This is a genomic window from Pseudomonas sp. P9_2, from assembly GCF_034008255.1.
Lineage (GTDB): Bacteria > Pseudomonadota > Gammaproteobacteria > Pseudomonadales > Pseudomonadaceae > Aquipseudomonas > Aquipseudomonas synxantha_A.
Genome location: NZ_CP125376.1, coordinates 2,756,369 through 2,782,807 on the forward strand (window position 1 = coordinate 2,756,369; position 26,439 = coordinate 2,782,807).

Genomic DNA, 26,439 nt, shown 5'->3' on the forward strand with positions numbered 1-26,439 from the left:
CGTCAGCACGATAATCCGTTAAGGTAAGCGCCACTGCGACGTCCAAGGAATGCCATGTTTAAGCGTAATCCCCTCGTGCCAGAACTCATCGTTACCCACCTCGATGCCAGCCTGGCATTCTGGGTTGACCAGTTGGGTTTCGGCATCGCCTATCAGCGCGCTGAAGAAGGCTTTGCCTACCTCGACCTGCACGGTGCGCAAATCATGCTGGAACAATACGCGCCGCACGCCGGGCAGTGGCTGACCGCGCCCTTGCAGCAGCCTTTTGGGCGTGGCATCAACTTGCAAATCGACGTGCCTGCCGTAGCGCCTATCTTGCGGCGCCTGTCGGAGATCGGCCGCCCGTTGTTCCGTAACGTCGAGGATGCCTGGTACCGCGCGGGCGACGTAGAGGCCGGGCAGCGCCAGTTCATCGTGCAAGACCCGGACGGTTATCTGGTGCGCCTGGTGGAACGGCTGGGGGAGCGGCCGTTCAAGCAGGCATAATTGACGGCAATAACCCCTAGGGAGCCCCTGATGAAGTACGTGTTATTGACCTTCGCCCTCACCGTTGTCGCCGCACCCGCGTTTGCAGCTGGCGACGCCGAAGCGGGCGGCAAACTCTTCACCAAGACCTGCGGCGGCTGCCACAGCATCGGTGAAGGTGCGCGCGGCGGTTTTGGGCCGCAGCTGAACGGCATTCTCGGCCGACCTGCCGGTACGACCCCGGACTATCAGTATTCGGATGCGATGAAGAATTCGGGAGTGGTCTGGACGCGGGACAAACTGGCGGCCTACATCGAAGACCCGAAATCGGTGGTAAGTGGGACGCGGATGATTTTCTGGGGAATCAGTGATTCGCAGAAGATCGAAAATATCCTGGCGTACTTAGATACATTCCAGCCCAAGTGAGCCAACGCGATCAAAGTGTGGGAGGGGGCTTGCTCCCGATGGCGGCCTCATTTTTGAAAAGCGTGTACGGAACGGGCACATGGTGGACGGGTGTGCCTAAGATCAAGAGCGGCTCGCGTCGCATCGTGGTGACGGTCGGCTACCACTAAGTTGTGTCGGTACCTATGTCGCGATAGCGGTGAGTCAGTCAATGAAGTTGGGGCTGACACTCCGCTATCGGGAGCAAGCGTCCTCCCACTTTGAACTGGGTTGGGAGTAACGGACCGATGTCTGGCATACGTCTGCCGAGAACTACAGCTAAGCCGGGCTTCTTGCGTAGAAGCAGGCATCAATAGACCCTAATTACTAGTGTGAGCTGCGAAAACCATACCGTTAAAGGTGTGAGCGCAGCAGTCACACAATGGCTTCATCTGCTACGACTCAGTCTGAACTCTGTGAATGTTTGTTATTCGTTTGAAACTTCGTAATCAAATGCGATGAAGTAATCACTTTCTGAAAGAGAAATCTCATGAGAAAAGTATGGCTGTATCATGGATAACCACTCCGTGCGCAGTTCAAACATGCCGTTATTTACGTCTCGGGCAGTCGATAGCCCAAGACTGGATATCACGGTGTAGTCATCCCCCAAGTCCGCCGAGTTTACTGTTCCGCATAGCCTTTCTGTGGCTCTGTTAAACCATTCCAACCTTACTTTTAGTCCCATGTTGCCCTCACAGATATTTTTTGATGTTTCGTTTCTTGTTTGGCCCTTTTAGCTGCGCGCCGGTTATGTGGTTGTACGCACCTACGTGGCTTCCATCACTTGCTAGATAGACTTCTAGCTCCCCATGTTGGGAATCCCATTCATAGACTTTCCGGCCTTTTTCCTCAATCCAGCGCTCTCTCAGTCCGGCACCTCCCTGTCTGGGAGTCATGGGCTTTGCTTTTATCAGGTTTGCAAAGCCAGTTATGTGTTCAGTGTTAGGCGCTTTGTGGTACTTGTGATCCCCAGCCTTGACACTTACTACCACATACAGTGGTCGAACCCCGGACTCCACTGGGAACACCAGAATGAAATCCCGATACTGCGGCGGGTAAATCGGATTCACCAGAATCTGCGCGGCTGTCTCCGTTGGCGGATAGATCCAAATCACCGGCGCTTGCGGCGCAGCCTCCAGTGCTGGAATACCTAGTGTGTCACCCGGATCAACGGCGGGCGTCCAAATCAGCTCCGCCCCCTCGTCCAACACCGCCACAAACTGACCGCCTCGGTTTTGAAACTGCACCACATCAATCATCTGCCAATCAGTATTGTTGCCGGTGTAAAAGCCGTAGCCTTCGAGCGTGCCGTCATCGCGTTGCTCGATATGCAACCGCATCTGCGAACGCGCCCGTTGTAACGAACGCAGTTGCTCCGCGCTGTAGAGTGCGCTATCACCCAGTTGCGACGGCCAGGCCAGCGCTACCAACCCTGTCAACAGACCACCTGCGACGCCCCCGGCGATTGTGGCAGTCGACTCAAAAAGCGCCGAACGCAATGACAGCTGCCCCAAACCAGCGGGCAGTGCACTGCCGCCGATCTTGCGCAAGGCAACCGCGCCTCGGGTGTCCACTTCGCGTCCCCCCAACAGGCTTAAATGACCGTACTCCTTGATCAGCTCCAACGGAACGTACCCAGAGGGTTTGAAGTAATGGGTGAAGCCGTCAGGCAGTTGGCAGGGCTTGATGAAGACGCAGCCGGGAGGTTTGGCTGGCGCGGGTGTCGGGGCAGGCGATGGCTCGGAAAAATCAATAGGCGGCGAATACGGCACACGCGATGGCTGCGGAGTCAGGATTCGTCGTTTGGTTAACTCTTCTTCGGTCGGTGGATAAAAGCGTTCTGACATGAATAGCTCACTTCCCTGTGCGAAGTGTGAGCCTAAGAGCAGGTATCAGAAGCGGCTATCGTCTTTATTCGCTAGCCTGTGTAGGAAAGGTGGATTGATTTTCGACAAACAAGACAAACCTCCCACCCTCGTACTCCCTACGTCTGCATTGCGTCTGCTGGTCGATATTTTGTGAGAATTGACCCTCGGTAATGCCGTCAAGGTTGTTCCGGTTCATGCTGAATTGACCTCTCAGGAAGCTGCTGACCTGCTTAACGTCTCGTGCCCAAGGCTCAGGCCAGCAGGTGCTTTGATATCAGCCGCGAAATCTCCACAATCGAGGTTTTCCCAGTGAACTCGAACTTCACCTTCCCCAGCGACGAAAAGTAAATCTCCAGCTCCGAATCCAGATCAAACGTCCCTGACGTTTCCACTGAATACGCCACGATGTTTTTGTACGGCAGCGAAGTGAAATCCTTCTTGCTGCCGGTAATCCCCTGCACGTTCACTGCGATGATGCGCTTGGTGGTGAAGACCACGCCGTCGCGCATGGCCTTGTACGCGTCGACCACTTCTTCGCCGTCCAGCAGCAGGGCCGATACGCGTTCGGCGTATTCGTTGTTTTGTTTGAGCTTGAAGAAGCCTTTGTTGTTGAAGTCGATCATGTGCTTGTCCTGGTTGAAGGGTGCCGCTGGTGTATGGCGTTTTGCTCGCGGATCTGTATCTAACGGCCGAGCCTGCAAGGCTCTAGCATGGCGCGTAACACTACAGTGCTGGCGAAGGATTTTACGCCGGCAGCATAAAAATCCAGGAGTTAAACAATGCCCGATATGTCCAGCTTGCTTGCCTATGGCCTGATTTCACTCGGCATGGTGCTCACGCCCGGGCCGAATATGATTTACCTGATTTCCCGCTCGATCTGCCAGGGGCGCACCGCAGGGCTGATCTCACTTGGCGGGGTGGCGCTGGGCTTTTTGATCTATATGGTGTGCGCGGCGCTGGGTATCACCGCGCTGGTGATGGCGGTGCCGCTTGCCTACGACGTGCTGCGGTTCGGCGGGGCGCTGTATCTGGTGTACCTGGCGTGGCAGGCGGTCAAGCCGGGCGGGCGTTCACCGTTTCAGGTGCGGGACTTGCCCAAGGACAGCCCGCGCAAGTTGTTCACCATGGGCGTGGTGACCAACCTGCTCAATCCCAAGGTGGCGGTGATGTATCTGTCGCTGCTGCCCCAGTTCATCGAACCGAACGGCCATGGCAGCGTGCTGTTGCAATCGTTGGTGTTGGGCTCTCTGCAGATTTTCATCAGCGTCAGCGTCAATGCGGTGATTGCTTGTATGGCCGGCTCCATCGCGGTGTTCTTCGTGACTCGGCCGGGGTGGCAGGTGGTGCAGCGCTGGGTGATGGGGTCAGTGTTGATGGGGTTGGCAGTACGGATGGCGGTGGAAGGGCGCAAATAAGGCTGCTTTCAGCGTGCCATGACGTTGACAATCACATGCAGGATGAATGCAGGTCCATAGCAGGGGCGCCCGTGTTCATCTTCGATACGCCATATCGAAGTGACCGTGCAGGTCTCTTTCGGCGCTCCAAACTCTACGGTGATATGCACCGGTTGGCCGGGCAGGGTTTCGGCAATCGGTACCTCGTTGTTAAGGCTGCGCAGGTGGCTGTCCATCACCACTTCCAGGGGCTCGCCTGTAGCCGTGCGACGGGCGATGACGTATTCACCGTCTACTCGAACCAATCGTCGACCGCGCCAGGGGCGGGTACCGACGTTCTGGATCTCCCAGGTTTTCTGAAACGTTTCGCCAGGCAGCACGACGGTTTGGTCGGGCGTGGTGACGTCGGCGTTAAACACCACAATGTCGCCAAGATCATGCAGGCCGATGGCTCGGTTGGTGGTTGCCATTGAATGGGTATCGACCGGTGCGCCTGCCAAATCGGCGAAGTAGCGGAACAGCAATAGCGGGGACACCTGCAGCGCCTTGGCCAGTTTGATCAGGGTGCGTACCGAGGGATCCTGTGAAATGCCACCCGCTAATCCGTAAAGATAGGTACGCGAAATACCGGCTTCCTTGGCCAGGGTTGTCATGGATTTGCCCAGTTCCCGGCTGCGTCTTACGACCAGTGCTCGGAGTGTGTCGCGGGTTTTGATGCTCATATCCGTACGTTGATCCCCGTCCTTGAAAAATCATCATCTTGTTCGCCAAAAAGGACAACTTGCTCGCCGTTGCGTGTAGTGAGCCCTGCACACTCGCAACCTGCTAGCGCCGTTGTGAAGGACATGGATCAGTCCCTTTCTGTTTGGCTATATCCAGTGTCGCGGTTTCTCGCATGCTTGCGAACCTAGTGTGTGTTGCATTCCTTTACAACTATCTTTGGGTATAGCTATGTCTCGATTAAAAGCATGCTGCGAATCCATAGCCCGATCAGGCTTTGGCATTCTGCAAATTCCTGATGCGATGTTGCAGGACTACAGAAAGATCATCGATGGGTATTCGGCCATTCCCCAGGCCATCAAGGATGAATTTTCCTTTGCCCAGGACACGGATGGGTTTTTCCCTTTTGGCGCCGAGTACTCCCTTGCCGAGGATCACCCTGACCTGTGCGAGCGGTTTTGTTACTGGCCCGCGCACGCTTCAAAAAGAACCGCTTTCGAATTTACCCGAAGTACTTTCGTTGACGCAGTCGGCAGTTTTGAACGACAGATGAGCGAGTTGGCCCAGGGGGTGATGGATGGCATTTGCGAGGAATTTGGCGTGGCACCCTTGGCCCCCTTTCGCGCGGCATCGTATATCCAGTTGTGTGTCTACGGTCCACAGGCCAAAGACCATTCTCGTAGATTTGCTCAAGATCCTCATGAAGACGGGCATATGCTTTCGTTTATCAAGCCTACCCGCGAAGGGCTGGTCTTGATGAAGGGACGATCGTTGGAACCTGTACGCCTTCTGGAGAACGAGGTCGCGGTGCTGGCGGGCTCCTTGCTGACAGAGCTCTCCGATCATGCCGTGCCTGCCGCCTACCATGCTGTACTTGCACCCAGCAAACCGGTCGCCAGAAGCTCATTGATTTACTTTGCAAACCCCAATCCGGATCAGTTGCTGACGACCTTTTACCGCCAGAAACCCCTTGACCTGGGCAGCACGGTGAATGCTCGTCATACCGGTTTCGGTAATCAGCCGATTCAACTGCGCTAAATAGTCCTGGAGGGCTCGAACAGTCCATGTTTCCTCACTTCAATGCCCTTTACATCGAAGGTTTGCTCTTGGGTATCGGACTGTTCGCCGCCCCAGGCCCGAAAGACACCCTGGTGATCCGCCAAGGTGTCGGTCGCGGGCCGATCTGGGGCGTTGTCGCCATTTGCGTATTGGCCGATATTTTCCTGATCGCTTTCGGGGTCACGGGTTTAGGGTCGTTACTGGGAAGTCGGCCTGAGGTGATGGCGCTATTGCTGTTGTCCGGCGCGGCCTATCTGCTGTGGTTTGGTGGCCAGCGTCTGTTGGCTTGCATCCGGGATCAGTCCATGCCGGATGCTCAAGGCGGCAACTCGCAAAGAGGGCTGTTGCGCTCGGCGGTCATACTCGGCTTTGCCAACCCTTATGCATGGCTGGATACCGTGGTGCTGATTGGTTCTATCGGTGCCACGAAACCTGCGGGTCAACAGGCACTGTTCGCGACAGGCGCCATGACGGCATCACTCGTGTGGTTTGTGGTGTTGGCGCTGTGCTGTCAGCGGCTGACAGTATTGTTTCGCAAGCCAGCGGTCTGGCGTTGGCTGGATGCAGGGGTGGCGGTATTGATGGTGTACCTGGCCGTTATGCTGATCACCGATTCATTGCACATCTTTCAGATAGCCCTTTAGAACGGTCAGCGGGCAGATCAACTCATCAAGGCGAGAGATGTTTTGCACAGGGGTGGACAGCTTTAGCAATTCACGCCCGAGCACGCTGTCCGCTCCACCCAATGCAATCAACGCCTGGGTGATGCACTCATCGAGCTTAAACTGGATCTCAGCCAAGTTTCCCTGGCGCACCAACAACCCAAACACTTCACGCTCATAGCCATCCATTGCAGGATCATCGCGCAGCAGCGGGCTGCCGTCCTCGGTTTCATGCGCCAGCTTCAGGGCGAACAGCGCAACCGCTTCAAGCATCAATTCCATGGTCCCGCTACCTCCACTGCCACGCCCGGCACTTTTTCACAGGCGAAAAAAAAGACCTTGAATTTCAAGGTCTTTCTTTAAGATGGTGCCCCGAGGGAGACTCGAACTCCCACTCCTTTCGAAAACGGATTTTGAATCCGCCGCGTCTACCAATTCCGCCATCAGGGCTCAATGGCGGCGAAGTATAGAGATGAGATTACCGTTGGTCAATCACGTTTCATGGTCTATTTTCACTATTTCCGCTAGACTTCCCGGCCCTGCTAGACGAACCCCATCATGCGCGTTGCTGACTTTACTTTTGAGCTCCCTGATTCGCTGATCGCTCGCCACCCTTTGGCCGAGCGTCGCGCCAGTCGACTGTTGACCCTGGACGGGGTCAGCGGTGCCCTCGCACACCGTCAATTCACTGATTTGCTTGAGCATTTGCGCCCGGGCGATTTGATGGTTTTCAACAACACCCGGGTAATTCCGGCGCGGCTGTTTGGCCAGAAAGCTTCCGGCGGCAAGCTGGAAATCCTGGTGGAGCGGGTGCTGGACAGCCATCGTGTGCTGGCCCATGTGCGCTCCAGCAAGTCGCCCAAACCGGGTTCGAGGATCCTCATTGATGGCGGTGGCGAAGCCGAGATGGTGGCGCGCCACGATGCCTTGTTCGAGCTCAAGTTTGCCGAAGAAGTGCTGCCATTGCTGGATCGCGTCGGCCATATGCCGTTGCCTCCTTATATAGACCGCCCCGACGAAGACGCGGACCGCGAGCGCTATCAAACGGTGTACTCACAGCGCCTCGGCGCTGTAGCGGCGCCGACTGCCGGGCTGCATTTCGACCAGCCGCTGCTGGATGCGATTGCCGCCAAGGGCGTCGAGACGGCCTATGTGACGCTGCACGTGGGGGCCGGTACGTTTCAGCCGGTGCGTGTGGAGAACATCGAAGACCACCACATGCACAGCGAATGGCTGGAGGTCAGCCAGGACGTCGTGGACGCGGTCAATGCGTGCAAGGCACGCGGTGGGCGAGTGGTGGCCGTGGGCACCACCAGCGTACGGTCGCTTGAAAGTGCGGCGCGTGATGGCGTGCTCAAGCCGTTCAGTGGTGACACTGATATCTTTATTTTCCCGGGCCGGCCATTCCATGTGGTCGATTGCCTGGTCACCAATTTCCATTTGCCCGAATCCACGCTCTTGATGCTGGTGTCGGCATTTGCCGGTTACCCGCAAACCATGGCTGCTTACCAGGCCGCCATTGCCAACGAGTACCGTTTTTTCAGCTACGGTGATGCGATGTTTATCACCCGTAACCCGGCGCCACGCGGCCCAGAGGAACAACTATGAGTCGTATGTCGTTTGAATTGTTGGCCACCGACGGCAAGGCCCGTCGCGGTCGCCTGACCTTCCCGCGCGGCACCGTGGAGACCCCGGCGTTCATGCCGGTCGGCACCTACGGCACCGTCAAGGGCATGTTGCCGCGCGACATCGTCGCTACCGGTGCCGAGATCATCCTCGGCAACACCTTCCACCTGTGGCTGCGCCCGGGCACGGAAGTGATCAAAAAGCACGGCGATCTGCATGACTTCATGAAATGGCAAGGCCCGATCCTCACCGACTCCGGTGGTTTCCAGGTATTCAGCCTGGGCGCCATGCGCAAGATCAAGGAAGAGGGCGTAACCTTCGCCTCGCCGGTGGACGGTGCCAAGGTGTTCATGGGGCCGGAAGAGTCAATGCAGGTCCAGCGCGACCTGGGTTCCGACATCGTGATGATTTTCGACGAGTGCACGCCTTACCCGGCTGACGAAGACGTGGCGCGCATCTCCATGGAGCTGTCCCTGCGTTGGGCCCAGCGCTCGAAGAATGCCCATGGCGACAACACCGCGGCGCTGTTCGGGATTGTCCAGGGCGGGATGCACGAAAGCCTGCGTAAACGCTCGCTGGAAGGCCTCGACAAGATCGGCTTCGACGGCCTGGCCATCGGCGGTTTGTCGGTGGGCGAGCCCAAGCACGAAATGATCAAGGTGCTCGACTACCTGCCGGGCCTGATGCCCGCTGACAAACCTCGTTACCTTATGGGCGTTGGCAAACCGGAAGATCTCGTAGAGGGTGTGCGCCGCGGTGTGGACATGTTCGATTGCGTGATGCCAACCCGTAATGCCCGCAATGGGCATCTGTTCATCGATACAGGCGTGCTCAAGATCCGTAACGCGTTCCATCGCCATGATGATTCGCCGCTGGATCCCACCTGTGACTGCTACACCTGCCAGAACTTCTCCCGTGCCTATCTGCATCATCTGGACAAGTGCGGGGAAATGCTGGGTAGCATGTTGAATACCATCCACAATTTGCGTCACTACCAAGTCCTGATGGCTGGTTTGCGCGAGGCTATTCAACAGGGTACATTGGCCGCCTTCGTCGATGCCTTCTATGCCAAGCGCGGGCTCCCTGTGCCGCCCTTGGACTGAGTTTTCCGACCCTAAGATTCACTATTTGCAACTGGAGTGCTAAATGAGCTTTTTTATCTCTAACGCCATGGCTGACGCCGCTGCGCCTGCTGCTGCCGGCCCTATGGGTGGTGGTTTCGAGTGGATTTTCCTGGTCGGCTTCCTGGTCATCTTCTACCTGATGATCTGGCGTCCACAGGCCAAGCGCGCCAAAGAGCAGAAAAACCTGCTGGGCAGCCTGCAAAAAGGCGACGAAGTCGTGACCACTGGCGGCATCGCCGGCAAGATCACCAAGGTTTCCGATGCTTTCGTGGTACTGGAAGTCTCCGACACCGTGGAAATGAAGTTCCAGAAGGGCGCCATCGCCGCCACGCTGCCTAAGGGCACGCTCAAAGCGATCTAAGTAACAACCTTTACCAATCGACGGGGCGCGCAAGGCGCCCCGCGTTATAAGCGGGCGGCGTGATGCTGAACAAATACCCTCTGTGGAAATACGTACTGATCCTGGCGGTGCTGGCGATCGGTTTTATTTATTCCGCTCCCAATCTCTATCCTGATGACCCGGCGATCCAGATCTCTGGCGCCAGCACTTCGCTGCAGGTCAATCAGGCTGATCTGGAACGCGCGAGCAAAGCGCTGACTGACGCGGGCATCCAGGTTAAAGCGGCAACCTTGGCAGCTGGTTCCAAAGGCGGCTTGTTGCGCCTGACCAAGCAAGAAGACCAATTGCCGGCCAAGGACGTTGTACGCAAGGTCATGGGTGACGATTACGTCGTTGCATTGAACCTGGCACAGACCACGCCACAATGGCTGCGCAGCATTGGCGCGCACCCGATGAAGCTGGGTCTGGACTTGTCCGGTGGTGTGCACTTCCTGCTGGAAGTCGACATGGACAAGGCTCTCGACGCGCGTCTGAAAGTCTACGAAGGCGACGTGAAGAGCCTGCTGCGCAAAGAGAAACTGCGTTATCGCAGCTTGCCGCAGCTCAACGGTGCCATCCAGCTGGGTTTTGCTGACGAAGCGTCCCGCGAGCAGGCCCGTGCGCTGATCCGCAAGAATTTCAATGACTTCGACATCGTGCCGGCCGACTTGAATGGTCAGGCTGTGTTGCGCCTGGCGATGAGCCCGGCCAAGATCGCCGAGATCCGCGAGTACTCCATCAAGCAGAACTTGACCACGGTACGTAACCGCGTCAACGAGCTGGGTGTGGCCGAGCCGATCGTGCAGCGTCAAGGCGCCAACCGCATCGTGGTTGAGCTTCCGGGCGTGCAGGACACCGCTGAAGCCAAGCGTATCCTGGGTAAGACCGCCAACCTGGAATTCCGCCTTGCAGCTGAGCCGGGTGCCACTCGTGCGACCTCCGAAGAGTTCGAGTTCCGCGAGGGCAATCGTCCTCCTGCGTTGATCGAGCGTGGCTTGATCATCACCGGTGACCAGGTGACCGATGCCAAGGCCGGTTTCGGCGAGCACGGCACCCCTGAAGTGAACATCCGCCTGGATGGTCACGGTGGCGAACTGATGAGCCGCGCCACGCGCAGCAACGTCGGTCGCAGCATGGCGGTGATCTTCATCGAGCAGCGCCCTGTTACCACCTATACCAAGCAGATGGTCAACGGCGTCGAGAAAGACGTGCCGGTGCAGACCTTCAAGGAAGAGAAAAAGATCATCAGCCTGGCGACCATCCAGTCGCCGCTGGGTGCGCAGTTCCGCATCACTGGCCTGAACGGCCAGGGTGAGTCCTCCGAGCTGGCGCTGCTGCTGCGTGCCGGTGGCCTGGCGGCGCCGATGTACTTCGCTGAAGAACGTACCATCGGCCCGAGCCTGGGTGCCGACAACATCACCAAGGGTGTGGATGCGGCGCTGTGGGGCATGTTGTTCGTGTCCCTGTTCATCATTGCCATCTACCGCTTCTTCGGCGTTATCGCCACCGTCGCACTGGCGGGCAACATGGTGATGCTGCTGGCGCTGATGTCGCTGCTGGGCGCGACGCTGACCTTGCCGGGTATCGCCGGTATCGTGCTGACCATGGGTATGGCGGTCGACGCCAACGTACTGATCTTCTCGCGTATCCGTGAAGAGATCGCCGCCGGCATGACCGTACAGCGTGCTATCAACGAAGGCTTCGGCCGGGCATTTACCGCGATTCTCGACTCCAACTTGACCACTTTGCTGGTCGGCGGGATTCTCTTTGCCATGGGCACCGGCCCGGTCAAAGGTTTTGCGGTGACCATGTCCCTGGGTATCTTTACCTCGATGTTCACGGCCATCATGGTGACCCGCGCAATGGTCAACCTGATCTTTGGCGGGCGTGACTTCAAGAAGTTGTGGATTTAAGGGGCTGCCATGTTACGTACAATCAACTTCATGGGCGTTCGCAACGTTGCGTTCGGCGTCACCGTGCTCCTTACCGTTCTGGCGTTGTTCAGCTGGTTCCATAAGGGCCTGAACTACGGTCTGGACTTCACCGGTGGTACGCTCATCGAGCTGACCTACGAGAAGCCGGCCGATGTCACCCTGGTGCGCGACGAGCTGGTCAAGGCCGGCTATCACGAAGCCGTCGTGCAGAGCTTTGGTGCCACCACCGACCTGCTGGTGCGTATGCCTGGCGAAGACCCGCAACTGGGTCACCAGGTAGCCGAGGCCTTGCAGAAGGTCGGCGGCGACAACCCGGCTTCGGTCAAGCGCGTCGAGTTCGTCGGCCCGCAGGTGGGTGAAGAACTGCGCGACCAGGGCGGCCTCGGCATGCTGATGGCGCTGGTCGGCATCATGATCTACCTGGCCTTCCGCTTTCAGTGGAAGTTCGGTGTCGGCGCCATTGTGTCGCTGATCCACGACGTGATCGTGACCGTGGGTATCCTGGCCTACTTCCAGATCACCTTCGACCTGACCGTATTGGCGGCCGTACTGGCGATCATTGGTTACTCGCTCAACGACACCATCGTGGTATTCGACCGGGTTCGTGAGAACTTCCGGGTGCTGCGCAAGGCGACGTTGATCGAGAATATCAACATCTCCACCACCCAGACGCTGCTGCGGACCATGGCGACGTCGATCTCCACCTTGCTGGCGATCGCCGCGTTGATGATCTTCGGGGGCGACAACCTGTGGGGCTTCTCGCTGGCGCTGTTCATCGGTGTTCTGGCGGGTACCTACTCGTCGATCTACATTGCCAACGTGGTGCTGATCTGGCTGAACCTCAACAGCGAAGACTTGATCCCTCCTGCTGCTACTGGCAAGGAGGTCGACGACCGCCCTTGATGGGCGTTAGTTGATCGGCTGTTACAAGAAGGGCGCGAGTATTGAACTCGCGCCTTTTTTTTTGCTCCAAGGCTGGGTATAGCGCGGATCTTTCGATCCGTTTGTGATGGTCAGGAGGTTCAACGTGAACAAGTCGTTGCTGGTTGGTGCGGTATTGGGTGCTGTCGGTGTGACTGCCGGGGGTGCTGTTGCCACCTACAGCCTGGTAAAAAGCGGCCCTGAGTATGCGCAAGTACTGGCGGTACAGCCGGTTAAAACCCAGATCAAAACCCCTCGTGAGGTCTGCAAGGACGTCACTGTGACCCGGCAACGTCCGGTGCAGGATCAACATCAAATCGCCGGTACCGTGGTCGGCGCCCTTGCGGGTGGCCTGTTGGGTAACCAGATCGGTGGCGGTAATGGTAAGAAGCTGGCCACCGTGGCCGGTGCGGTCGGTGGCGGTTACGCCGGTAACAAGGTTCAGGAAGGCATGCAGAACCGTGATACCTACACCACCACGCAAACCCGCTGTAACACTGTTAACGACATCAGCGACAAGGTTGTCGGTTATGACGTGCGTTACAACCTGGATGGCAAGGAAGGGACTGTGCGTATGGAGCGTGATCCAGGCGGCCAGATTCCAGTCGACAAAGAAGGTCGTCTGATCCTGGGTCAGAACCAGCAGTAATTTCGGGCCTGGCACTGATTCAAAGGCCAGGTGCAGTTCAAAATGTGGGAGGGGGCTTGCCCCCGATTGCAGTGGGTCAGCACCTGATTAGCTGGCTGACCCACCGCCATCGGGGGCAAGCCCCCTCCCACATTTGATAAGTATTGCTGCTGTTTCACGGGGCTGGCACAAATCCCATGCATAAAAAAAGCACCCCTAGGGGTGCTTTTTTGTGCCCGCTCGCTTAACGCTTCAGCGAAGCCGGCAGGTGCGGCTGGATCGCCGTCAGTACTGCCTTGAAGCATTTGGTGTTGCCGGCAACCACGTGGCCCTTCTCCAGGAAGTCGTGACCACCGGTGAAATCGCTCACCAGGCCGCCTGCTTCCTGGATCAGCAGGGCGCCTGCTGCCATGTCCCACTCGGACAGGCCTGATTCCCAGAATGCATCGAAACGACCGGCGGCGACATAGGCCAGGTCCAGGCTGGCTGCACCGGCGCGGCGGATACCGGCGGTCTGGCCAACCAGGGCGCGGAACATGCCCAGGTAGTTTTCCAGGTTGTCCATCTGGTCGTCACGGAACGGGAAGCCGGTGCCCAGCAGGGCGCCTTCCAGGCTCGTGCGACCGCTGACGCGCAAGCGACGACCATTGAGCTGGGCGCCACGGCCACGGCTGGCGGTGAACTCTTCCTGGCGCACCGGATCCAGCACAACAGCGTGTTCCAGGCGGCCACGGTATTTGCAGGCGATGCTCACGGCAAAATGCGGGATGCCGCGCAGGAAGTTGGTGGTGCCATCCAGTGGGTCGATGATCCACAGGTAGTCTTCGCCTTCGCCGCTACCTTTGTGCAGGCCGGTTTCTTCGCCGAGGATGCCGTGGGTAGGGTAGGCCTTGCGCAGGGCGTCGATGATCTTCTGTTCGGCGGCGCGATCCACTTCGGATACATAATCCTTGGCGTCTTTTTCGTCGACCTTGATGGTATCCAGGCGCTCGATGGAGCGGAAGATCAATTCACTGGCGCTGCGGGCGGCGCGCAGCGCGATATTCAGCATGGGCTGCATGGATGTGTCACCTAAGGTTGTTAAAGAAAGCCGGGCATTCTAGCAGAAACTTTCCTCAGGTGAAGGACGACGTTAGCTTTCATGGCATAACCTTAGGCTGTTCTGTAAGATTTGCTCCCCTTTCCCGTGTCCGAGAGCGCCTCCCTTGCTGCAAAACATTCGTGTCGTCTTGGTCAATACCAGTCATCCCGGCAATATCGGCGGGGTGGCGCGAGCCATGAAAAACATGGGGCTGACGCGCCTGGTGCTGGTCGAACCGCGGGTGTTCCCGCACCACGAGGCCGATGCCCGTGCGTCTGGCGCCAATGACATTCTTGAAAAAGCCCAGGTCGTCGCCACTCTGGAAGATGCCCTTGTTGGTTGCAATCTGGTGCTTGGTACCAGCGCCCGTGACCGGCGTATCCCCTGGCCGCTGCTGGATCCGCGAGAATGCGGCACCAAAGTGGTAGAAGAGGCTGCCGGTGGCGCTGAGATCGCCCTGGTGTTCGGCCGTGAAGACTCCGGCCTGACCAATGAAGAGCTGCAGCGATGTCATTATCACGTGCATATCCCCTCAGACCCTGAGTTCAGCTCGCTGAACCTCGGGGCGGCGGTGCAGGTGTTGACATACGAAGTGCGCATGGCCTGGCTGGCAGCTCAAGGCCAGCCGAGCAAGATGGAGAAGGACGAGGTTGCGTCGACCAAAAGTGGCGAGTTGGCCACCATGGACGAGCTCGAACGCTTCTATGAGCACCTGGAGCAAACCCTGGTGGCCATCGAATTCCTCGATCCTGAAAAGCCACGGCACTTGATGGCGCGCCTGCGTCGTTTGTACGGTCGCAGCTCGGTGAGCCGGGCGGAGATGAATATATTGCGTGGCATCCTCACGGAAACCCAGAAAGCGGCCCGTGGTGAGCTTCTTAAGCGGAAGGATTAAAAATGTTCGAGCGTTTGCGAGAAGATATCCAGAGTGTTTTCCATCGTGACCCGGCGGCGCGCAACGCCTTTGAAGTGCTGACCTGCTATCCGGGCCTGCACGCGATCTGGATTCACCGTTTGTCCGGCGCCTTGTGGGGCATGGGCTGGAAATGGCTGGCCCGGCTGGTGTCGAACTTCGGTCGCTGGTTGACCGGCATCGAGATTCATCCGGGCGCCAAGGTGGGACGTCGCTTCTTTATCGACCATGGCATGGGTATTGTCATAGGCGAGACCGCCGAGATCGGTGATGACGTGACGCTTTACCAGGGTGTGACCCTGGGCGGTACTACATGGAATAAAGGCAAGCGTCACCCGACCCTGGAAAATGGTGTAGTGGTGGGGGCGGGCGCCAAGGTGCTGGGGCCCTTTACCGTGGGCGCCGGTGCCAAGGTGGGTTCCAACGCCGTGGTGACCAAGGCTGTACCTGCTGGCGCCACCGTGGTGGGTATTCCGGGTCGCATCATCGTCAAGCCGGAGGTCGGCGACGAGCAGGAGGCCAAGCGCAAGGCCATGGCCGAGAAGATCGGTTTCGACGCCTACGGCGTCAGCGAAGACATGCCCGATCCGGTGGCTCGCGCCATTGGCCAGCTGCTTGATCATCTGCAAGCAGTGGACGGCAAGCTGGACGGTATGTGTGGTGCGCTGAAGGACCTGGGCAGCCCATACTGTGCGAAGGATCTGCCTGAGTTGCGCGAAGAGGACTTCGCCCAGATCAAGGATGAAGCCGCTACCAAGGCAAGCTGAGGTCTCCTGTGGGAGGGGGCTTGCCCCCGATAGCGGTAGGTCAGTTGATGCCTGATTGGCTGACATTCAGTCATCGGGAGCAAGCCCCCTCCCACATTTTGATCTCCATTGGTCTCGAGATCTCTGCCTGGCCCTGTTCCTGCTGTTCGATCCCACCCCATCCTGCTATGATTCGCGCGCCCTTTTTACGGGTATTCCTGACTAAAGTACTAGGTCTTATAGTTGACTTAAATACTCGGGAATCGCATACTTGCTCCCATTCTGAAACACCTTGGTACTTGTCCATGAGACTGACTACAAAAGGCCGATACGCGGTGACCGCCATGCTTGACCTGGCCCTGCACGCGCAAACTGGGCCGGTGTCCCTGGCCGATATCTCCGAGCGCCAAGGCATTTCCCTGTCCTACCTTGAGCAGCTGTTCGCCAAATTGCGCCGCAGCAATCTGGTTTCCAGCGTTCGTGGTCCAGGTGGTGGCTATCAATTGTCCCGCGACATGCAGGGCATCCAGGTGGCCCAGGTGATCGACGCGGTCAACGAATCCGTCGATGCCACCAAATGCCAGGGTTTGGGTGATTGCCATGCCGGCGACACCTGCCTGACACACCACTTGTGGTGTGACTTGAGCCTGCAGATCCATGAGTTTTTGAGTGGTATCAGCTTGGCTGATCTTGTGACTCGCCGTGAGGTGCAAGAAGTAGCCCAGCGTCAGGACCAGCGCCGTTGCAACACCAAGGCGCCGCGTCTGGACAAGATCGAAGCGTCCGCCGTCGAGTGACAGCCGAAGAGCTAACGGCGTGCCAGCCAGCCTGATTTAGGAGAAAGTCCATGAAATTGCCGATTTACCTTGATTACTCAGCGACCACCCCGGTTGATCCGCGTGTTGCGCAAAAAATGAGCGAATGCCTGCTGGTTGACGGAAACTTCGGCAACCCGGCCTCCCGCTCCCACGTATTCGGCTGGAAGGCCGAGGAAGCGGTTGAGAACGCGCGTCGCCAGGTCGCTGATCTGGTCAACGCCGACCCGCGTGAAATCGTCTGGACGTCCGGTGCTACCGAGTCCGACAACCTGGCTATCAAGGGTGCGGCGCATTTCTACGCGACCAAGGGCAAGCACCTGATCACCACCAAGATTGAGCACAAGGCTGTCCTCGACACCATGCGCCAACTGGAGCGTGAAGGTTTCGAGGTGACTTACCTTGAGCCCACCACCGACGGTATCGTCACCCCTGCGATGATCGAAGCCGCGATGCGTGAAGACACCATCCTGGTTTCCGTGATCCACGTGAACAACGAAATCGGCACCATCAACGACATCGCCGCCATCGGCGAGCTGACGCGCTCCAAGGGTGTGTTGCTACACGTCGACGCCGCTCAGTCCACCGGCAAGGTCGATATCGACCTGTCCAAGCTGAAAGTCGACCTGATGTCGTTCTCGGCTCACAAGACTTACGGCCCTAAAGGCATCGGCGCTCTCTACGTCAGCCGCAAGCCGCGCGTGCGCATCGAAGCGACCATGCACGGTGGCGGCCACGAGCGCGGCATGCGTTCGGGCACCCTGGCGACCCACCAGATCGTCGGCATGGGCGAAGCCTTCCGCGTGGCCAAGGAAGACATGGCTGCCGAAAATGTGCGTATCAAGGCCCTGAGCGATCGCTTCTACAAGCAGGTCGAGAACCTTGAAGAGCTGTACATCAACGGCAGCATGACTGCCCGTGTACCGCACAACCTGAATTTGAGCTTCAACTATGTCGAAGGCGAGTCGCTGATCATGGCGCTCAAGGACCTGGCGGTCTCGTCCGGTTCGGCCTGTACCTCGGCATCCCTTGAGCCTTCGTATGTATTGCGCGCCCTGGGCCGCAACGACGAACTGGCACACAGCTCGATCCGCTTTACGTTCGGCCGCTTCACCACTGAAGAGCAAGTCGACTACGCGGCGCAGAAGGTCTGCGAAGCCGTCAACAAGCTGCGCGTTCTGTCGCCGCTGTGGGACATGTACAAAGACGGTGTCGATATTTCCAAGATCGAGTGGGCGGCACACTAAATATAGAAGCCGCCACCCAAGCTCTGTAGGAACGTGGCGGTAAACGCAGGCGTTTCTACAGGGTTCCAGAGCGGCCCTGATGAGTGAGGATTCAGTACCATGGCTTACAGCGAAAAGGTCATCGACCACTACGAAAACCCGCGCAACGTCGGCAAGATGAACGCGGAAGATCCTGATGTCGGCACCGGCATGGTCGGCGCTCCGGCGTGCGGCGATGTGATGCGCCTGCAGATCAAGGTCAACGATGCTGGCGTTATCGAAGACGCCAAATTCAAGACTTATGGCTGCGGTTCGGCCATCGCCTCCAGCTCCCTGGCGACCGAATGGATGAAAGGCAAGACTCTGGATGAGGCTGTCACCATCAGCAACACCCAGCTGGCCGAAGAACTGGCACTGCCGCCAGTCAAAATCCACTGCTCCGTACTCGCTGAAGACGCCATCAAGGCGGCGGTTCGCGACTACAAGCAGAAGAAAGGCTTGATCTAAGCATTTGGCGACGAGTAAGGAGTCAACGATGGCTATCAGCATGACAGAAGCGGCAGCGCAGCACATTCGCCGCTCCCTGAATGGGCGCGGTAAAGGTGAGGGGATTCGTCTGGGTGTTCGCACCACGGGCTGTTCCGGCCTTGCCTACGTGCTGGAGTTTGTCGACGAGGTGGTTGAAGAGGATCAGGTGTTCGAAAGTCACGGCGAGAAAGTGATCATCGACCCCAAGAGCCTGACCTACCTGGACGGCACCGAACTCGATTTCGTCAAGGAAGGGTTGAACGAAGGCTTCAAGTTCAACAACCCCAACGTGCGCGGTGAATGTGGCTGCGGCGAAAGCTTCAACATCTGAGGCTACTCGTGGGTACTCCTTGTCATTTCGCTTTATTCGAGCTGCAGCCGAGCTTTCGGCTGGACCTTGAGCAGCTTGCCACGCGCTATCGAGAACTGGCGCGTGGGGTGCATCCGGACCGCTTTGCCGACGCTTCCGAGCGTGAGCAACGCCTGGCCCTGGAGCAATCGGCCAGCCTCAACGAAGCCTATCAGACGCTCAAAAGCCCTCCCAAACGCGCGCGCTATTTGCTGGCGATGAAGGGCGGTGAGTTGCCGATGGAAGTCACTGTGCATGACCCGGACTTCCTGATGCAGCAGATGCAATGGCGTGAAGAGCTCGAAGATCTGCAGGACGAAGCCGATGTGGCGGGTGTCGCGGTCTTCAAGCGTCGTCTGAAAACCGCCCAGGACGAGCTCAACGAAAGCTTTGCGGCCTGTTGGGATGATGCGGCGCAACGTGAACAGGCCGAGCGCCTGATGCGGCGCATGCAGTTCCTCGACAAGCTCACCTACGAAGTGCGCCAGCTAGAAGAGCGCCTCGACGATTAACCCAGTGCTGCCCGTGATGCACGCCTGATAGACAGATAAGACCTGATTACCATGGCCCTACTGCAAATCGCCGAACCCGGCCAAAGCCCTCAACCGCACCAGCGTCGCCTGGCGGTCGGGATTGACCTGGGCACCACCAATTCCCTGGTTGCTGCCTTGCGCAGCGGCCTGTCCGAGCCGCTGCCCGATGCCGATGGGCAGGTGATCCTGCCGTCTGCCGTGCGTTACCACCCTGATCGTACCGAAGTGGGGGAGTCGGCCAAGTTGGCCGCGTCCTCGGACCCCCTGAACACTGTGCTGTCGGTCAAGCGCTTGATGGGTCGTGGGCTGTCCGACGTCAAGCAGTTGGGCGACCAGTTGCCGTACCGCTTTGTCGGCGGTGAATCCCATATGCCGTTTATTGACACCGTCCAGGGCCCGAAAAGCCCGGTCGAAGTGTCGGCCGATATCCTCAAGGTGCTGCGCCAGCGTGCGGAAAAAACCTTGGGCGGCGAGCTGGTCGGTGCGGTGATCACCGTTCCGGCGTATTTCGATGACGCCCAGCGTCAAGCCACCAAGGACGCGGCGAAACTGGCCGGCCTGAATGTACTGCGTCTGCTCAACGAGCCGACCGCTGCGGCTGTGGCCTACGGCCTCGATCAGCACGCTGAAGGCCTGGTCGCCATTTATGATCTGGGCGGCGGCACCTTCGATATTTCGATCCTGCGCCTGACCGGCGGTGTTTTCGAAGTGCTGGCCACCGGCGGCGACAGCGCCCTGGGCGGCGATGACTTCGACCACGCCATCGCCGGCTGGATCATCGCCAGCGCCGGTTTGTCTGCCGACCTGGACCCGGGCGCGCAGCGTAACTTGCTGCAAACTGCCTGTGCGGCCAAGGAAGCGCTGACTGATGCTGCATCTGTTGAAGTCAAGTATGGTGATTGGTCGGCACAGCTGACCCGCGAAGCCTTTGACGCGCTGATCGAGCCGATGGTCGCCCGCAGCCTCAAGGCTTGCCGTCGTGCTGTGCGTGACTCCGGTATTGAACTGGAAGATGTCGGCGCTGTGGTCATGGTCGGTGGCTCCACTCGCGTGCCCCGTGTGCGTGAGGCGGTTGCCGAAGCCTTTGGTCGCCAGCCGTTGACTGAAATCGATCCGGATCAAGTGGTGGCCATTGGCGCCGCAATCCAGGCCGATACCCTGGCTGGTAACAAGCGCGATGGTGGCGAACTGCTGTTGCTCGACGTGATTCCGCTGTCTCTGGGCCTGGAAACCATGGGCGGCCTGATGGAGAAGGTGATTCCACGCAACACCACCATCCCCGTCGCGCGCGCCCAGGATTTCACCACCTACAAAGACGGCCAGACGGCCATGATGATTCATGTGCTGCAAGGCGAGCGCGAGCTGATCAGCGACTGCCGCTCCCTGGCGCGTTTTGAATTGCGCGGCATCCCGGCCATGGTGGCGGGGGCGGCGAAGATTCGCGTGACCTTCCAGGTTGATGCTGACGGCCTGCTCAGCGTGGCTGCACGTGAGTTGGCTTCGGGCGTTGAGGCCAGCATCCAGGTCAAACCGTCCTACGGCCTGACCGACGGCGAAATCGCCAAGATGCTCAAGGACTCGTTCCAGTATGCCGGTGACGACAAGGTTGCCCGCGTACTGCGTGAGCAGCAAGTGGATGCCCAGCGCCTGCTCGAAGCGGTGCAGGGCGCCCTTGAAACCGACGGCGAGCGCCTGCTGGATGCCGAAGAGCGCATGGTCATCGACCTGCAGATGCAGGAATTGGCCGAACTGATGAAAGGCAACGATGGTTACGCCATCGAGCAACAGACCAAGCGCCTGTCGCAAGTGACTGATGCCTTTGCTGCCCGTCGTATGGATCAGACGGTGAAAGCCGCACTGGCGGGCCGCAACCTGAATGAAATCGAGGAATAACTGATGCCGCAGGTCACTTTTCTACCGCACGCCGAACACTGCCCGGATGGCATGGTCGTGGAGGCAGAGACCGGCAAGTCCCTGCTTGACGTCGCGCACGACAACCATATCGAGATTGAAAGTGCCTGTGGTGGCGTCAATGCCTGCACCACTTGCCACTGCATCATTCGTAAAGGTTTCGACAGCCTCAATGAGGCTGACGACCTGGAAGAAGACTATCTTGATAGGGCGTGGGGGCTGGAGCCGACGTCGCGTCTGAGTTGCCAGGCGAAAGTGGGGACTGAAGACCTCACCGTTGAAATCCCGAAATATTCGCTCAACCATGCCGCCGAAGCGCCGCATTGATTCAAGGAAGTGTCATGAGTCTTAAATGGGTTGATGTACAAGAGATCGCTATCCTGTTGGCCGATGGCAACCCGGATCTGGATCCTTACTCCCTGAACTTTGTAGCTTTGCGTGACATGGTCATGGCATTGCCCGGGTTCGAAGATGAGCGTGATCGTGGTGGTGAAAAGGTCCTGGAAGCGATCCAGACTGCCTGGAAAGAAGAACAGGACTGACGCCTCCCTCACGCAGTTAGGCAATACCCAATAACCCGCGTATAATTCGCGGGTTTAATTTTTCGTAAATTACCGTTTCTGGAGTTACACCATGGCTGTTCAACGTACTTTCTCCATCATCAAGCCTGACGCTGTTGCAAAAAACGTCATCGGCGAGATCACCACTCGTTTCGAAAAAGCCGGCCTGAAGGTTGTAGCTTCGAAACTCAAGCAACTGTCCAAGGCTGAAGCTGAAGGCTTCTACGCTGAGCACAGCGCTCGTGGTTTCTTCGGCGACCTGGTTGCCTTCATGATCTCCGGTCCTGTTGTTGTTCAGGTTCTGGAAGGCGAAAACGCTATCGCTCTGAACCGTGAGCTGATGGGCGCTACCAACCCTAAAGAAGCGGCTGCCGGCACCATTCGTGCTGACTTCGCTGAGTCCATCGACGCCAACGCTGTTCACGGTTCGGACTCCGAAGCCGCTGCTGCTCGCGAAATCTCGTACTTTTTCGCTGCTACTGAAGTAACCGCTCGCTAAGCATCGGCTTAAAGAGTGAGGGTGAATCCATGACTACATCGACTGTTAAAACCAACCTGCTGGGTCTGACTCAGCCGGAAATGGAGAAATTCTTCGACTCAATCGGGGAGAAGCGTTTCCGTGCCGGTCAGGTAATGAAGTGGATTCACCACTTTGGCGTCGACGATTTCGACGCCATGACGAACGTCAGCAAGGCCCTGCGCGACAAGCTCAAGGCCATTGCCGAGGTGCGTGGTCCCGAAGTTGTCAGCGAGGACATCTCCAGCGACGGCACCCGTAAATGGGTGGTGCGTGTGGCGTCCGGCAGCTGCGTCGAGACCGTGTACATTCCCCAGGGCAAACGCGGCACCTTGTGCGTTTCGTCCCAGGCAGGCTGTGCCCTGGATTGCAGTTTCTGCTCCACCGGCAAGCAAGGCTTCAATAGCAACCTCACCGCCGCCGAAGTCATCGGCCAGGTGTGGATTGCCAACAAATCCTTTGGCAGCGTCCCGGCGACCGTCGACCGTGCCATCACCAACGTGGTGATGATGGGCATGGGTGAGCCGCTGCTGAACTTCGACAACGTGATTGCGGCCATGCACCTGATGATGGACGACCTGGGCTACGGCATCTCCAAGCGCCGTGTGACCCTGTCGACCTCCGGCGTGGTGCCGATGATCGATGAGCTGGCCAAGCACATCGACGTCTCCCTCGCGTTGTCGTTGCACGCACCGAATGACGCATTGCGTAACCAATTGGTGCCGATCAACAAGAAGTATCCGCTTAAGATGCTGCTCGAATCTTGCCAGCGTTACATGGCGACCTTGGGTGAGAAGCGTGTGCTGACCATTGAGTACACCATGCTCAAGGACATCAACGACAAGGTCGAGCACGCGGTCGAGATGATCGAGTTGCTCAAGAACACCCCGTGCAAGATCAACCTGATCCCGTTCAACCCGTTTCCGCATTCCGGTTACGAGCGGCCGAGCAACAACGCCATCCGCCGTTTCCAGGATCAACTGCACCAGGCCGGCTACAACGTCACCGTACGCACCACCCGTGGTGAAGACATCGACGCCGCCTGTGGCCAATTGGTAGGGCAGGTGATGGACCGCACCCGCCGCAGCGAACGTTATATCGCCGTGCGCGAACTTAACGCCGCCGAAGATTTGCCGCAAATTGCTGTGAATCGAATCTGAGAGAGGATCTCTATGCCCTTGCGCCTTGCGCTGCTTTTACTGCTTGCCGGCCTCGTTGCCGGTTGTGTTTCATCGGGCCATGACAGCCCTTTGCACACCACTAAAGGCCGTGATGAGGCGCGGGTTGCCTATGTGCAATTGGGCTTGGGGTATTTGCGTCAAGGTATGAGCGAGCAAGCCAAGGTGCCGCTGAAAAAGGCCCTTGAACTGGACAGCGCGGATGCCGATGCCAACGCCGCACTGGCTCTGGTGTTTCAGGCCCAGGCCGAGCCTGAGCTGGCCGACCGCTATTTCAGCAAGGCCCTGGCTTCACGTCCTGCCGATCCCAGGTTGCTGAACAACTATGGCAGTTTCCTGTTCGAGCAGAAACGGTATGACCAAGCCGCTGCTTATTTCCAGCAAGCCAGCGCCGATACTCTTTATCCTGAGCGTTCGCGGGTGTTCGAGAACCTCGGGGTGACTTCGATGCGCCTCGGTCAGCGCGACAGCGCGCGCCAGCAGCTGGAAAAAGCCCTGCATCTGAACAGTCGCCAGCCACGGGCATTGCTCGAAATGGCTGAGTTGTCTTACGAAGACAGGCATTATGTGCCGGCACGAGACTATTACGAGCGTTTTAGCCTGCTCAGCGGGCAAAATGCACGTAGTCTATTGCTCGGTGTGCGCCTGGCGACGGTTCATGAAGAACACGACACGGCCGCACGTTTTGGCCAGCAACTCGAACGACTCTATCCCGGTACGCCGGAATATCAGCAATACCTGTCGGAGCAATGATGAAAGCCGCGCACCCGGAAGATGTAGCAGCTAATCGCGTAAACCCAGGCGAAACCTTGCGTCAGGCCCGCGAAAGCAATGGTTGGTCGCTGGCGGAAGTGGCCCTCAAGCTCAATTTGACCAGCACGTCCCTGGCCAATCTGGAAGCCGGCGCGTTCGACAAGCTGCCTGGGCACACCTTTGCCCGTGGCTATATTCGCGCCTACGCCAAATTGCTGGGTATTGACCAGGCGGTGCTGGTGCAGGAATTCGACCAGTTCACCGGTACCGATGCCCAGGGCAGCAATGTCCATGGCCTTGGGCGCATCGAAGAGCCAACGCGGGTTTCCCACACGATTTTGCGGATTGTCAGCCTGTTGCTGCTGGTTGCCGTGGTCGGCGGCGGTTTCGTCTGGTGGCAAGACCAGGCCTCCCAGCGCAGCAAAGACCTGACCAGCAACGCCATGGAGCACGTCGAAGTCGAAAGCGCCGATGGCACCACCCAGATTCATCCGCTGGACGAGCCGGAAGACCAGGCGGTTGCCGAAGGGCAGGCCGCACCGCAAGTGCCGGCTACGGCTGAGCAGCCGGCGTCGCAAGTGGGCACCACGCCTGCTGACACTGCGGTGGTACAGGCCCCGGTGACCCCGGCAGCACCCGTGGTTCAAGCTCCTGCGGCACCCGCACCCGCACCCGCGACGCCTGCGCCAGCCGCACCGGCAACGCCAGCAATGTCGCCTCCGACCACCCCAGCGTTGATCGCCGGTGACGGGCGCGTTCAGATCACCTTCATCGCTGACTGCTGGACGCAGGTCACCGATGGCAACGGCAAAGTGCTGTTCAGCGGTTTGAAGCGTAAGGGAGATACGCTTGACCAGGGCGGCAAGCCTCCTTTGACGCTGCGTCTGGGCTTTGCCCGTGGCGCGCAAGTGGCCTACAACGGCCAGCCTGTAGACGTGGCGCCGTTCACCAGTGGCGAGACCGCTCGCCTCAAGTTGGGACAATAGTCATGCACGGCGAATCTCCAATCAAACGTCGCGTATCGCGCAAGATCTGGGTTGGCTCTGTGCCGGTGGGGGGCGATGCCCCTATCGCCGTGCAGAGCATGACCAACAGCGACACCAATGATGTGGCCGCCACCGTAGCCCAGATCAATCGCCTGGAAGCGGCGGGTGTGGACATCGTGCGGGTTTCCGTGCCGGACATGGATGCAGCCGAGGCTTTCGGCCGCATCAAGCAGTTGGTCAAGGTGCCGCTGGTTGCCGACATTCACTTCGACTACAAGATTGCACTGCGCGTGGCCGAGCTGGGTGTGGACTGCCTGCGTATCAACCCGGGCAACATCGGTCGCGAAGACCGTGTGCGTGCCGTGGTGGACGCCGCCCGTGATCGTGGGATTCCGATCCGCATTGGCGTGAACGCCGGCTCCCTGGAAAAAGACCTGCAAAAAAAATACGGCGAGCCTACCCCGGCGGCGCTGGTCGAGTCGGCACTGCGCCACGTTGAGCACCTGGAACGCCTGAATTTCCAGGACTTCAAGGTCAGCGTAAAGGCCTCCGATGTGTTCATGGCGGTAGAAGCCTACCGCCTGCTGGCCAAGGAAATCGTGCAACCACTGCACTTGGGTATCACTGAAGCTGGCGGTTTGCGCTCAGGCACAGTGAAATCTGCCGTGGGTCTCGGTATGCTGCTCGCCGAAGGGATTGGCGATACTATCCGCATCTCCCTGGCGGCAGACCCCGTAGAGGAAGTGAAGGTCGGCTACGACATTCTCAAATCCCTGCGTTTGCGTTCCCGTGGTATCAACTTCATTGCCTGCCCGAGCTGCTCGCGGCAGAACTTCGACGTGGTGAAGACCATGAACGACCTGGAGCTGCGCCTAGAAGACCTGCTGGTGCCGCTGGATGTCGCAGTCATCGGTTGTGTGGTCAACGGGCCGGGTGAAGCCAAAGAGGCTCATGTGGGCCTGACCGGTGGTACGCCGAATTTGATTTACATCGACGGCAAGCCGTCGCAGAAGCTAACGAATGACAATCTGGTGGATGAGCTGGAAAAGCTGATCCGCGAGAAAGCGGCCGAGAAGGTCGCCGCTGACGCAGCGCTGATCGCTCGCGGCTGATTGAACG

The 26,439-nt window shown here is 58.4% G+C and carries 32 protein-coding genes, 1 tRNA gene and 1 pseudogene; 27 read left to right on the forward strand and 7 right to left on the reverse strand.

Going from position 1 to position 26,439, the window contains the following annotated elements:
* The first annotated feature begins 54 nt into the window (after positions 1 to 54).
* Together QMK52_RS12295 and QMK52_RS12300 are read left to right on the forward strand one after the other, a co-directional pair.
* Positions 55 to 486 carry a VOC family protein gene (locus tag QMK52_RS12295; RefSeq protein ID WP_320404143.1) on the forward strand — a complete coding sequence of 144 codons (432 nt, stop codon included), beginning with the start codon at positions 55 to 57 and terminating at the stop codon, positions 484 to 486.
* Positions 487 to 516: 30 nt separating this feature from the next.
* Positions 517 to 891 carry a c-type cytochrome gene (locus QMK52_RS12300; protein WP_005791225.1) on the forward strand — a complete coding sequence of 125 codons (375 nt, stop codon included), beginning with the start codon at positions 517 to 519 and terminating at the stop codon, positions 889 to 891.
* Positions 892 to 1,336: 445 nt separating this feature from the next.
* On the opposite strand, the gene QMK52_RS12305 is transcribed toward QMK52_RS12300, so the two are convergent.
* Together QMK52_RS12305 and QMK52_RS12310 are read right to left on the reverse strand one after the other, a co-directional pair.
* Complete coding sequence (locus QMK52_RS12305; protein WP_005791222.1) at positions 1,337 to 1,594, reverse strand: colicin E3-like toxin immunity protein; 258 nt, start codon at positions 1,592 to 1,594, stop codon at positions 1,337 to 1,339.
* Between the two features lie 7 nt (positions 1,595 to 1,601).
* A complete protein-coding gene (locus QMK52_RS12310; protein ID WP_005791220.1) occupies positions 1,602 to 2,756 on the reverse strand; it encodes an S-type pyocin domain-containing protein in 1,155 nt (384 codons plus the stop codon).
* 133 nt (positions 2,757 to 2,889) lie between these two features.
* On the opposite strand from QMK52_RS12310, the pseudogene QMK52_RS27370 reads away from it, so the two are divergent.
* Positions 2,890 to 3,030: pseudogene (locus tag QMK52_RS27370) on the forward strand (DNA-binding protein); the annotation flags it as partial.
* Here QMK52_RS27370 and QMK52_RS12320 read toward each other — a convergent pair.
* Positions 3,029 to 3,400, reverse strand: a complete 372-nt coding sequence (locus tag QMK52_RS12320) for a PH domain-containing protein (RefSeq protein WP_005791218.1) — start codon at positions 3,398 to 3,400, stop codon at positions 3,029 to 3,031. The pseudogene QMK52_RS27370 and the gene QMK52_RS12320 sit on opposite strands and share 2 nt — an antisense overlap.
* 156 nt (positions 3,401 to 3,556) lie before the next feature.
* On the opposite strand from QMK52_RS12320, the gene QMK52_RS12325 reads away from it, so the two are divergent.
* Entirely contained in the window at positions 3,557 to 4,192 is a 636-nt protein-coding gene (locus QMK52_RS12325) for a LysE family translocator (RefSeq protein ID WP_005791216.1), read from the forward strand.
* An 8-nt stretch (positions 4,193 to 4,200) separates the two neighbouring features.
* Here the strand turns inward: QMK52_RS12325 and QMK52_RS12330 are convergent, their stop codons facing one another.
* Entirely contained in the window at positions 4,201 to 4,893 is a 693-nt protein-coding gene (locus tag QMK52_RS12330) for an NBR1-Ig-like domain-containing protein (protein WP_005791214.1), read from the reverse strand.
* Positions 4,894 to 5,122: 229 nt separating this feature from the next.
* Between QMK52_RS12330 and QMK52_RS12335 the strand changes: the two genes are divergently transcribed.
* Together QMK52_RS12335 and QMK52_RS12340 are read left to right on the forward strand one after the other, a co-directional pair.
* Positions 5,123 to 5,929 (forward strand): 2OG-Fe(II) oxygenase family protein, encoded by an 807-nt coding sequence (locus tag QMK52_RS12335; protein ID WP_005791210.1) that lies wholly within the window; start codon positions 5,123 to 5,125, stop codon positions 5,927 to 5,929.
* A 26-nt stretch (positions 5,930 to 5,955) separates the two neighbouring features.
* A complete protein-coding gene (locus QMK52_RS12340; RefSeq protein ID WP_005791208.1) occupies positions 5,956 to 6,594 on the forward strand; it encodes a LysE/ArgO family amino acid transporter in 639 nt (212 codons plus the stop codon).
* On the opposite strand, the gene QMK52_RS12345 is transcribed toward QMK52_RS12340, so the two are convergent.
* Both QMK52_RS12345 and QMK52_RS12350 read right to left on the reverse strand, forming a co-directional pair.
* Positions 6,565 to 6,894 carry a hypothetical protein gene (locus QMK52_RS12345; RefSeq protein ID WP_005791206.1) on the reverse strand — a complete coding sequence of 110 codons (330 nt, stop codon included), beginning with the start codon at positions 6,892 to 6,894 and terminating at the stop codon, positions 6,565 to 6,567. The genes QMK52_RS12340 and QMK52_RS12345 overlap by 30 nt on opposite strands.
* Before the next feature lie 83 nt (positions 6,895 to 6,977).
* A tRNA-Leu gene (locus tag QMK52_RS12350) sits at positions 6,978 to 7,062 on the reverse strand.
* Between the two features lie 108 nt (positions 7,063 to 7,170).
* On the opposite strand from QMK52_RS12350, the gene queA reads away from it, so the two are divergent.
* From queA to QMK52_RS12380, 6 genes are all read left to right on the forward strand, one after another.
* A complete protein-coding gene (gene queA, locus QMK52_RS12355) occupies positions 7,171 to 8,220 on the forward strand; it encodes a tRNA preQ1(34) S-adenosylmethionine ribosyltransferase-isomerase QueA (RefSeq protein ID WP_005791205.1) in 1,050 nt (349 codons plus the stop codon).
* Positions 8,221 to 8,225: 5 nt separating this feature from the next.
* The gene (gene tgt, locus QMK52_RS12360) at positions 8,226 to 9,341 is read left to right on the forward strand and encodes a tRNA guanosine(34) transglycosylase Tgt (protein ID WP_032803964.1); all 1,116 of its coding nucleotides are present in this window, start codon (positions 8,226 to 8,228) and stop codon (positions 9,339 to 9,341) included.
* Positions 9,342 to 9,384: 43 nt separating this feature from the next.
* Entirely contained in the window at positions 9,385 to 9,723 is a 339-nt protein-coding gene (gene yajC, locus QMK52_RS12365; RefSeq protein WP_003175975.1) for a preprotein translocase subunit YajC, read from the forward strand.
* A gap of 62 nt (positions 9,724 to 9,785) precedes the next feature.
* Positions 9,786 to 11,654 carry a protein translocase subunit SecD gene (gene secD, locus QMK52_RS12370; protein WP_103734905.1) on the forward strand — a complete coding sequence of 623 codons (1,869 nt, stop codon included), beginning with the start codon at positions 9,786 to 9,788 and terminating at the stop codon, positions 11,652 to 11,654.
* A gap of 9 nt (positions 11,655 to 11,663) precedes the next feature.
* The gene (gene secF / locus QMK52_RS12375) at positions 11,664 to 12,578 is read left to right on the forward strand and encodes a protein translocase subunit SecF (RefSeq protein WP_005791199.1); all 915 of its coding nucleotides are present in this window, start codon (positions 11,664 to 11,666) and stop codon (positions 12,576 to 12,578) included.
* A gap of 124 nt (positions 12,579 to 12,702) precedes the next feature.
* Positions 12,703 to 13,245, forward strand: a complete 543-nt coding sequence (locus QMK52_RS12380; protein ID WP_005791197.1) for a glycine zipper 2TM domain-containing protein — start codon at positions 12,703 to 12,705, stop codon at positions 13,243 to 13,245.
* Positions 13,246 to 13,468: 223 nt separating this feature from the next.
* Here QMK52_RS12380 and suhB read toward each other — a convergent pair whose 3' ends face one another.
* Complete coding sequence (suhB, locus tag QMK52_RS12385) at positions 13,469 to 14,284, reverse strand: inositol-phosphate phosphatase (RefSeq protein WP_005791195.1); 816 nt, start codon at positions 14,282 to 14,284, stop codon at positions 13,469 to 13,471.
* Positions 14,285 to 14,429: 145 nt separating this feature from the next.
* On the opposite strand from suhB, the gene trmJ reads away from it, so the two are divergent.
* From trmJ to ispG, 15 genes are all read left to right on the forward strand, one after another.
* Positions 14,430 to 15,200, forward strand: coding sequence for a tRNA (cytosine(32)/uridine(32)-2'-O)-methyltransferase TrmJ (gene trmJ / locus QMK52_RS12390; protein ID WP_005791193.1), 771 nt, complete (start codon positions 14,430 to 14,432; stop codon positions 15,198 to 15,200).
* Positions 15,201 to 15,202: 2 nt separating this feature from the next.
* Positions 15,203 to 15,985, forward strand: a complete 783-nt coding sequence (gene cysE, locus QMK52_RS12395; RefSeq protein WP_005791191.1) for a serine O-acetyltransferase — start codon at positions 15,203 to 15,205, stop codon at positions 15,983 to 15,985.
* A gap of 284 nt (positions 15,986 to 16,269) precedes the next feature.
* On the forward strand, positions 16,270 to 16,761 hold the full coding sequence (gene iscR, locus QMK52_RS12400; RefSeq protein WP_003194020.1) for a Fe-S cluster assembly transcriptional regulator IscR: 492 nt from the start codon (positions 16,270 to 16,272) through the stop codon (positions 16,759 to 16,761).
* Positions 16,762 to 16,811: 50 nt separating this feature from the next.
* A complete protein-coding gene (locus tag QMK52_RS12405) occupies positions 16,812 to 18,026 on the forward strand; it encodes an IscS subfamily cysteine desulfurase (RefSeq protein WP_003194019.1) in 1,215 nt (404 codons plus the stop codon).
* A gap of 99 nt (positions 18,027 to 18,125) precedes the next feature.
* Positions 18,126 to 18,512 carry a Fe-S cluster assembly scaffold IscU gene (gene iscU, locus QMK52_RS12410; RefSeq protein WP_003175965.1) on the forward strand — a complete coding sequence of 129 codons (387 nt, stop codon included), beginning with the start codon at positions 18,126 to 18,128 and terminating at the stop codon, positions 18,510 to 18,512.
* 28 nt (positions 18,513 to 18,540) lie between these two features.
* Positions 18,541 to 18,864 carry an iron-sulfur cluster assembly protein IscA gene (gene iscA / locus QMK52_RS12415; protein ID WP_003209680.1) on the forward strand — a complete coding sequence of 108 codons (324 nt, stop codon included), beginning with the start codon at positions 18,541 to 18,543 and terminating at the stop codon, positions 18,862 to 18,864.
* Positions 18,865 to 18,872: 8 nt separating this feature from the next.
* The gene (gene hscB / locus QMK52_RS12420) at positions 18,873 to 19,394 is read left to right on the forward strand and encodes a co-chaperone HscB (protein WP_005791186.1); all 522 of its coding nucleotides are present in this window, start codon (positions 18,873 to 18,875) and stop codon (positions 19,392 to 19,394) included.
* A gap of 51 nt (positions 19,395 to 19,445) precedes the next feature.
* On the forward strand, positions 19,446 to 21,308 hold the full coding sequence (gene hscA / locus QMK52_RS12425; RefSeq protein ID WP_005791184.1) for a Fe-S protein assembly chaperone HscA: 1,863 nt from the start codon (positions 19,446 to 19,448) through the stop codon (positions 21,306 to 21,308).
* Positions 21,309 to 21,311: 3 nt separating this feature from the next.
* Positions 21,312 to 21,653 carry an ISC system 2Fe-2S type ferredoxin gene (fdx, locus tag QMK52_RS12430; RefSeq protein WP_005791182.1) on the forward strand — a complete coding sequence of 114 codons (342 nt, stop codon included), beginning with the start codon at positions 21,312 to 21,314 and terminating at the stop codon, positions 21,651 to 21,653.
* 14 nt (positions 21,654 to 21,667) lie between these two features.
* On the forward strand, positions 21,668 to 21,868 hold the full coding sequence (gene iscX / locus QMK52_RS12435; protein WP_003194015.1) for a Fe-S cluster assembly protein IscX: 201 nt from the start codon (positions 21,668 to 21,670) through the stop codon (positions 21,866 to 21,868).
* 91 nt (positions 21,869 to 21,959) lie between these two features.
* Positions 21,960 to 22,385: a nucleoside-diphosphate kinase gene (gene ndk / locus QMK52_RS12440; RefSeq protein ID WP_003175956.1), complete on the forward strand. Its 426-nt coding sequence runs from the start codon at positions 21,960 to 21,962 to the stop codon at positions 22,383 to 22,385.
* 29 nt (positions 22,386 to 22,414) lie between these two features.
* Entirely contained in the window at positions 22,415 to 23,563 is a 1,149-nt protein-coding gene (gene rlmN / locus QMK52_RS12445; protein WP_005791178.1) for a 23S rRNA (adenine(2503)-C(2))-methyltransferase RlmN, read from the forward strand.
* Between the two features lie 12 nt (positions 23,564 to 23,575).
* Positions 23,576 to 24,334 carry a type IV pilus biogenesis/stability protein PilW gene (gene pilW, locus QMK52_RS12450; protein WP_005791176.1) on the forward strand — a complete coding sequence of 253 codons (759 nt, stop codon included), beginning with the start codon at positions 23,576 to 23,578 and terminating at the stop codon, positions 24,332 to 24,334.
* On the forward strand, positions 24,334 to 25,320 hold the full coding sequence (locus QMK52_RS12455; protein WP_320404144.1) for a RodZ family helix-turn-helix domain-containing protein: 987 nt from the start codon (positions 24,334 to 24,336) through the stop codon (positions 25,318 to 25,320). The genes pilW and QMK52_RS12455 overlap by 1 nt, the downstream gene beginning before the upstream one ends.
* 2 nt (positions 25,321 to 25,322) lie before the next feature.
* On the forward strand, positions 25,323 to 26,432 hold the full coding sequence (ispG, locus tag QMK52_RS12460) for a flavodoxin-dependent (E)-4-hydroxy-3-methylbut-2-enyl-diphosphate synthase (RefSeq protein WP_003175952.1): 1,110 nt from the start codon (positions 25,323 to 25,325) through the stop codon (positions 26,430 to 26,432).
* Positions 26,433 to 26,439: the final 7 nt, after the last annotated feature.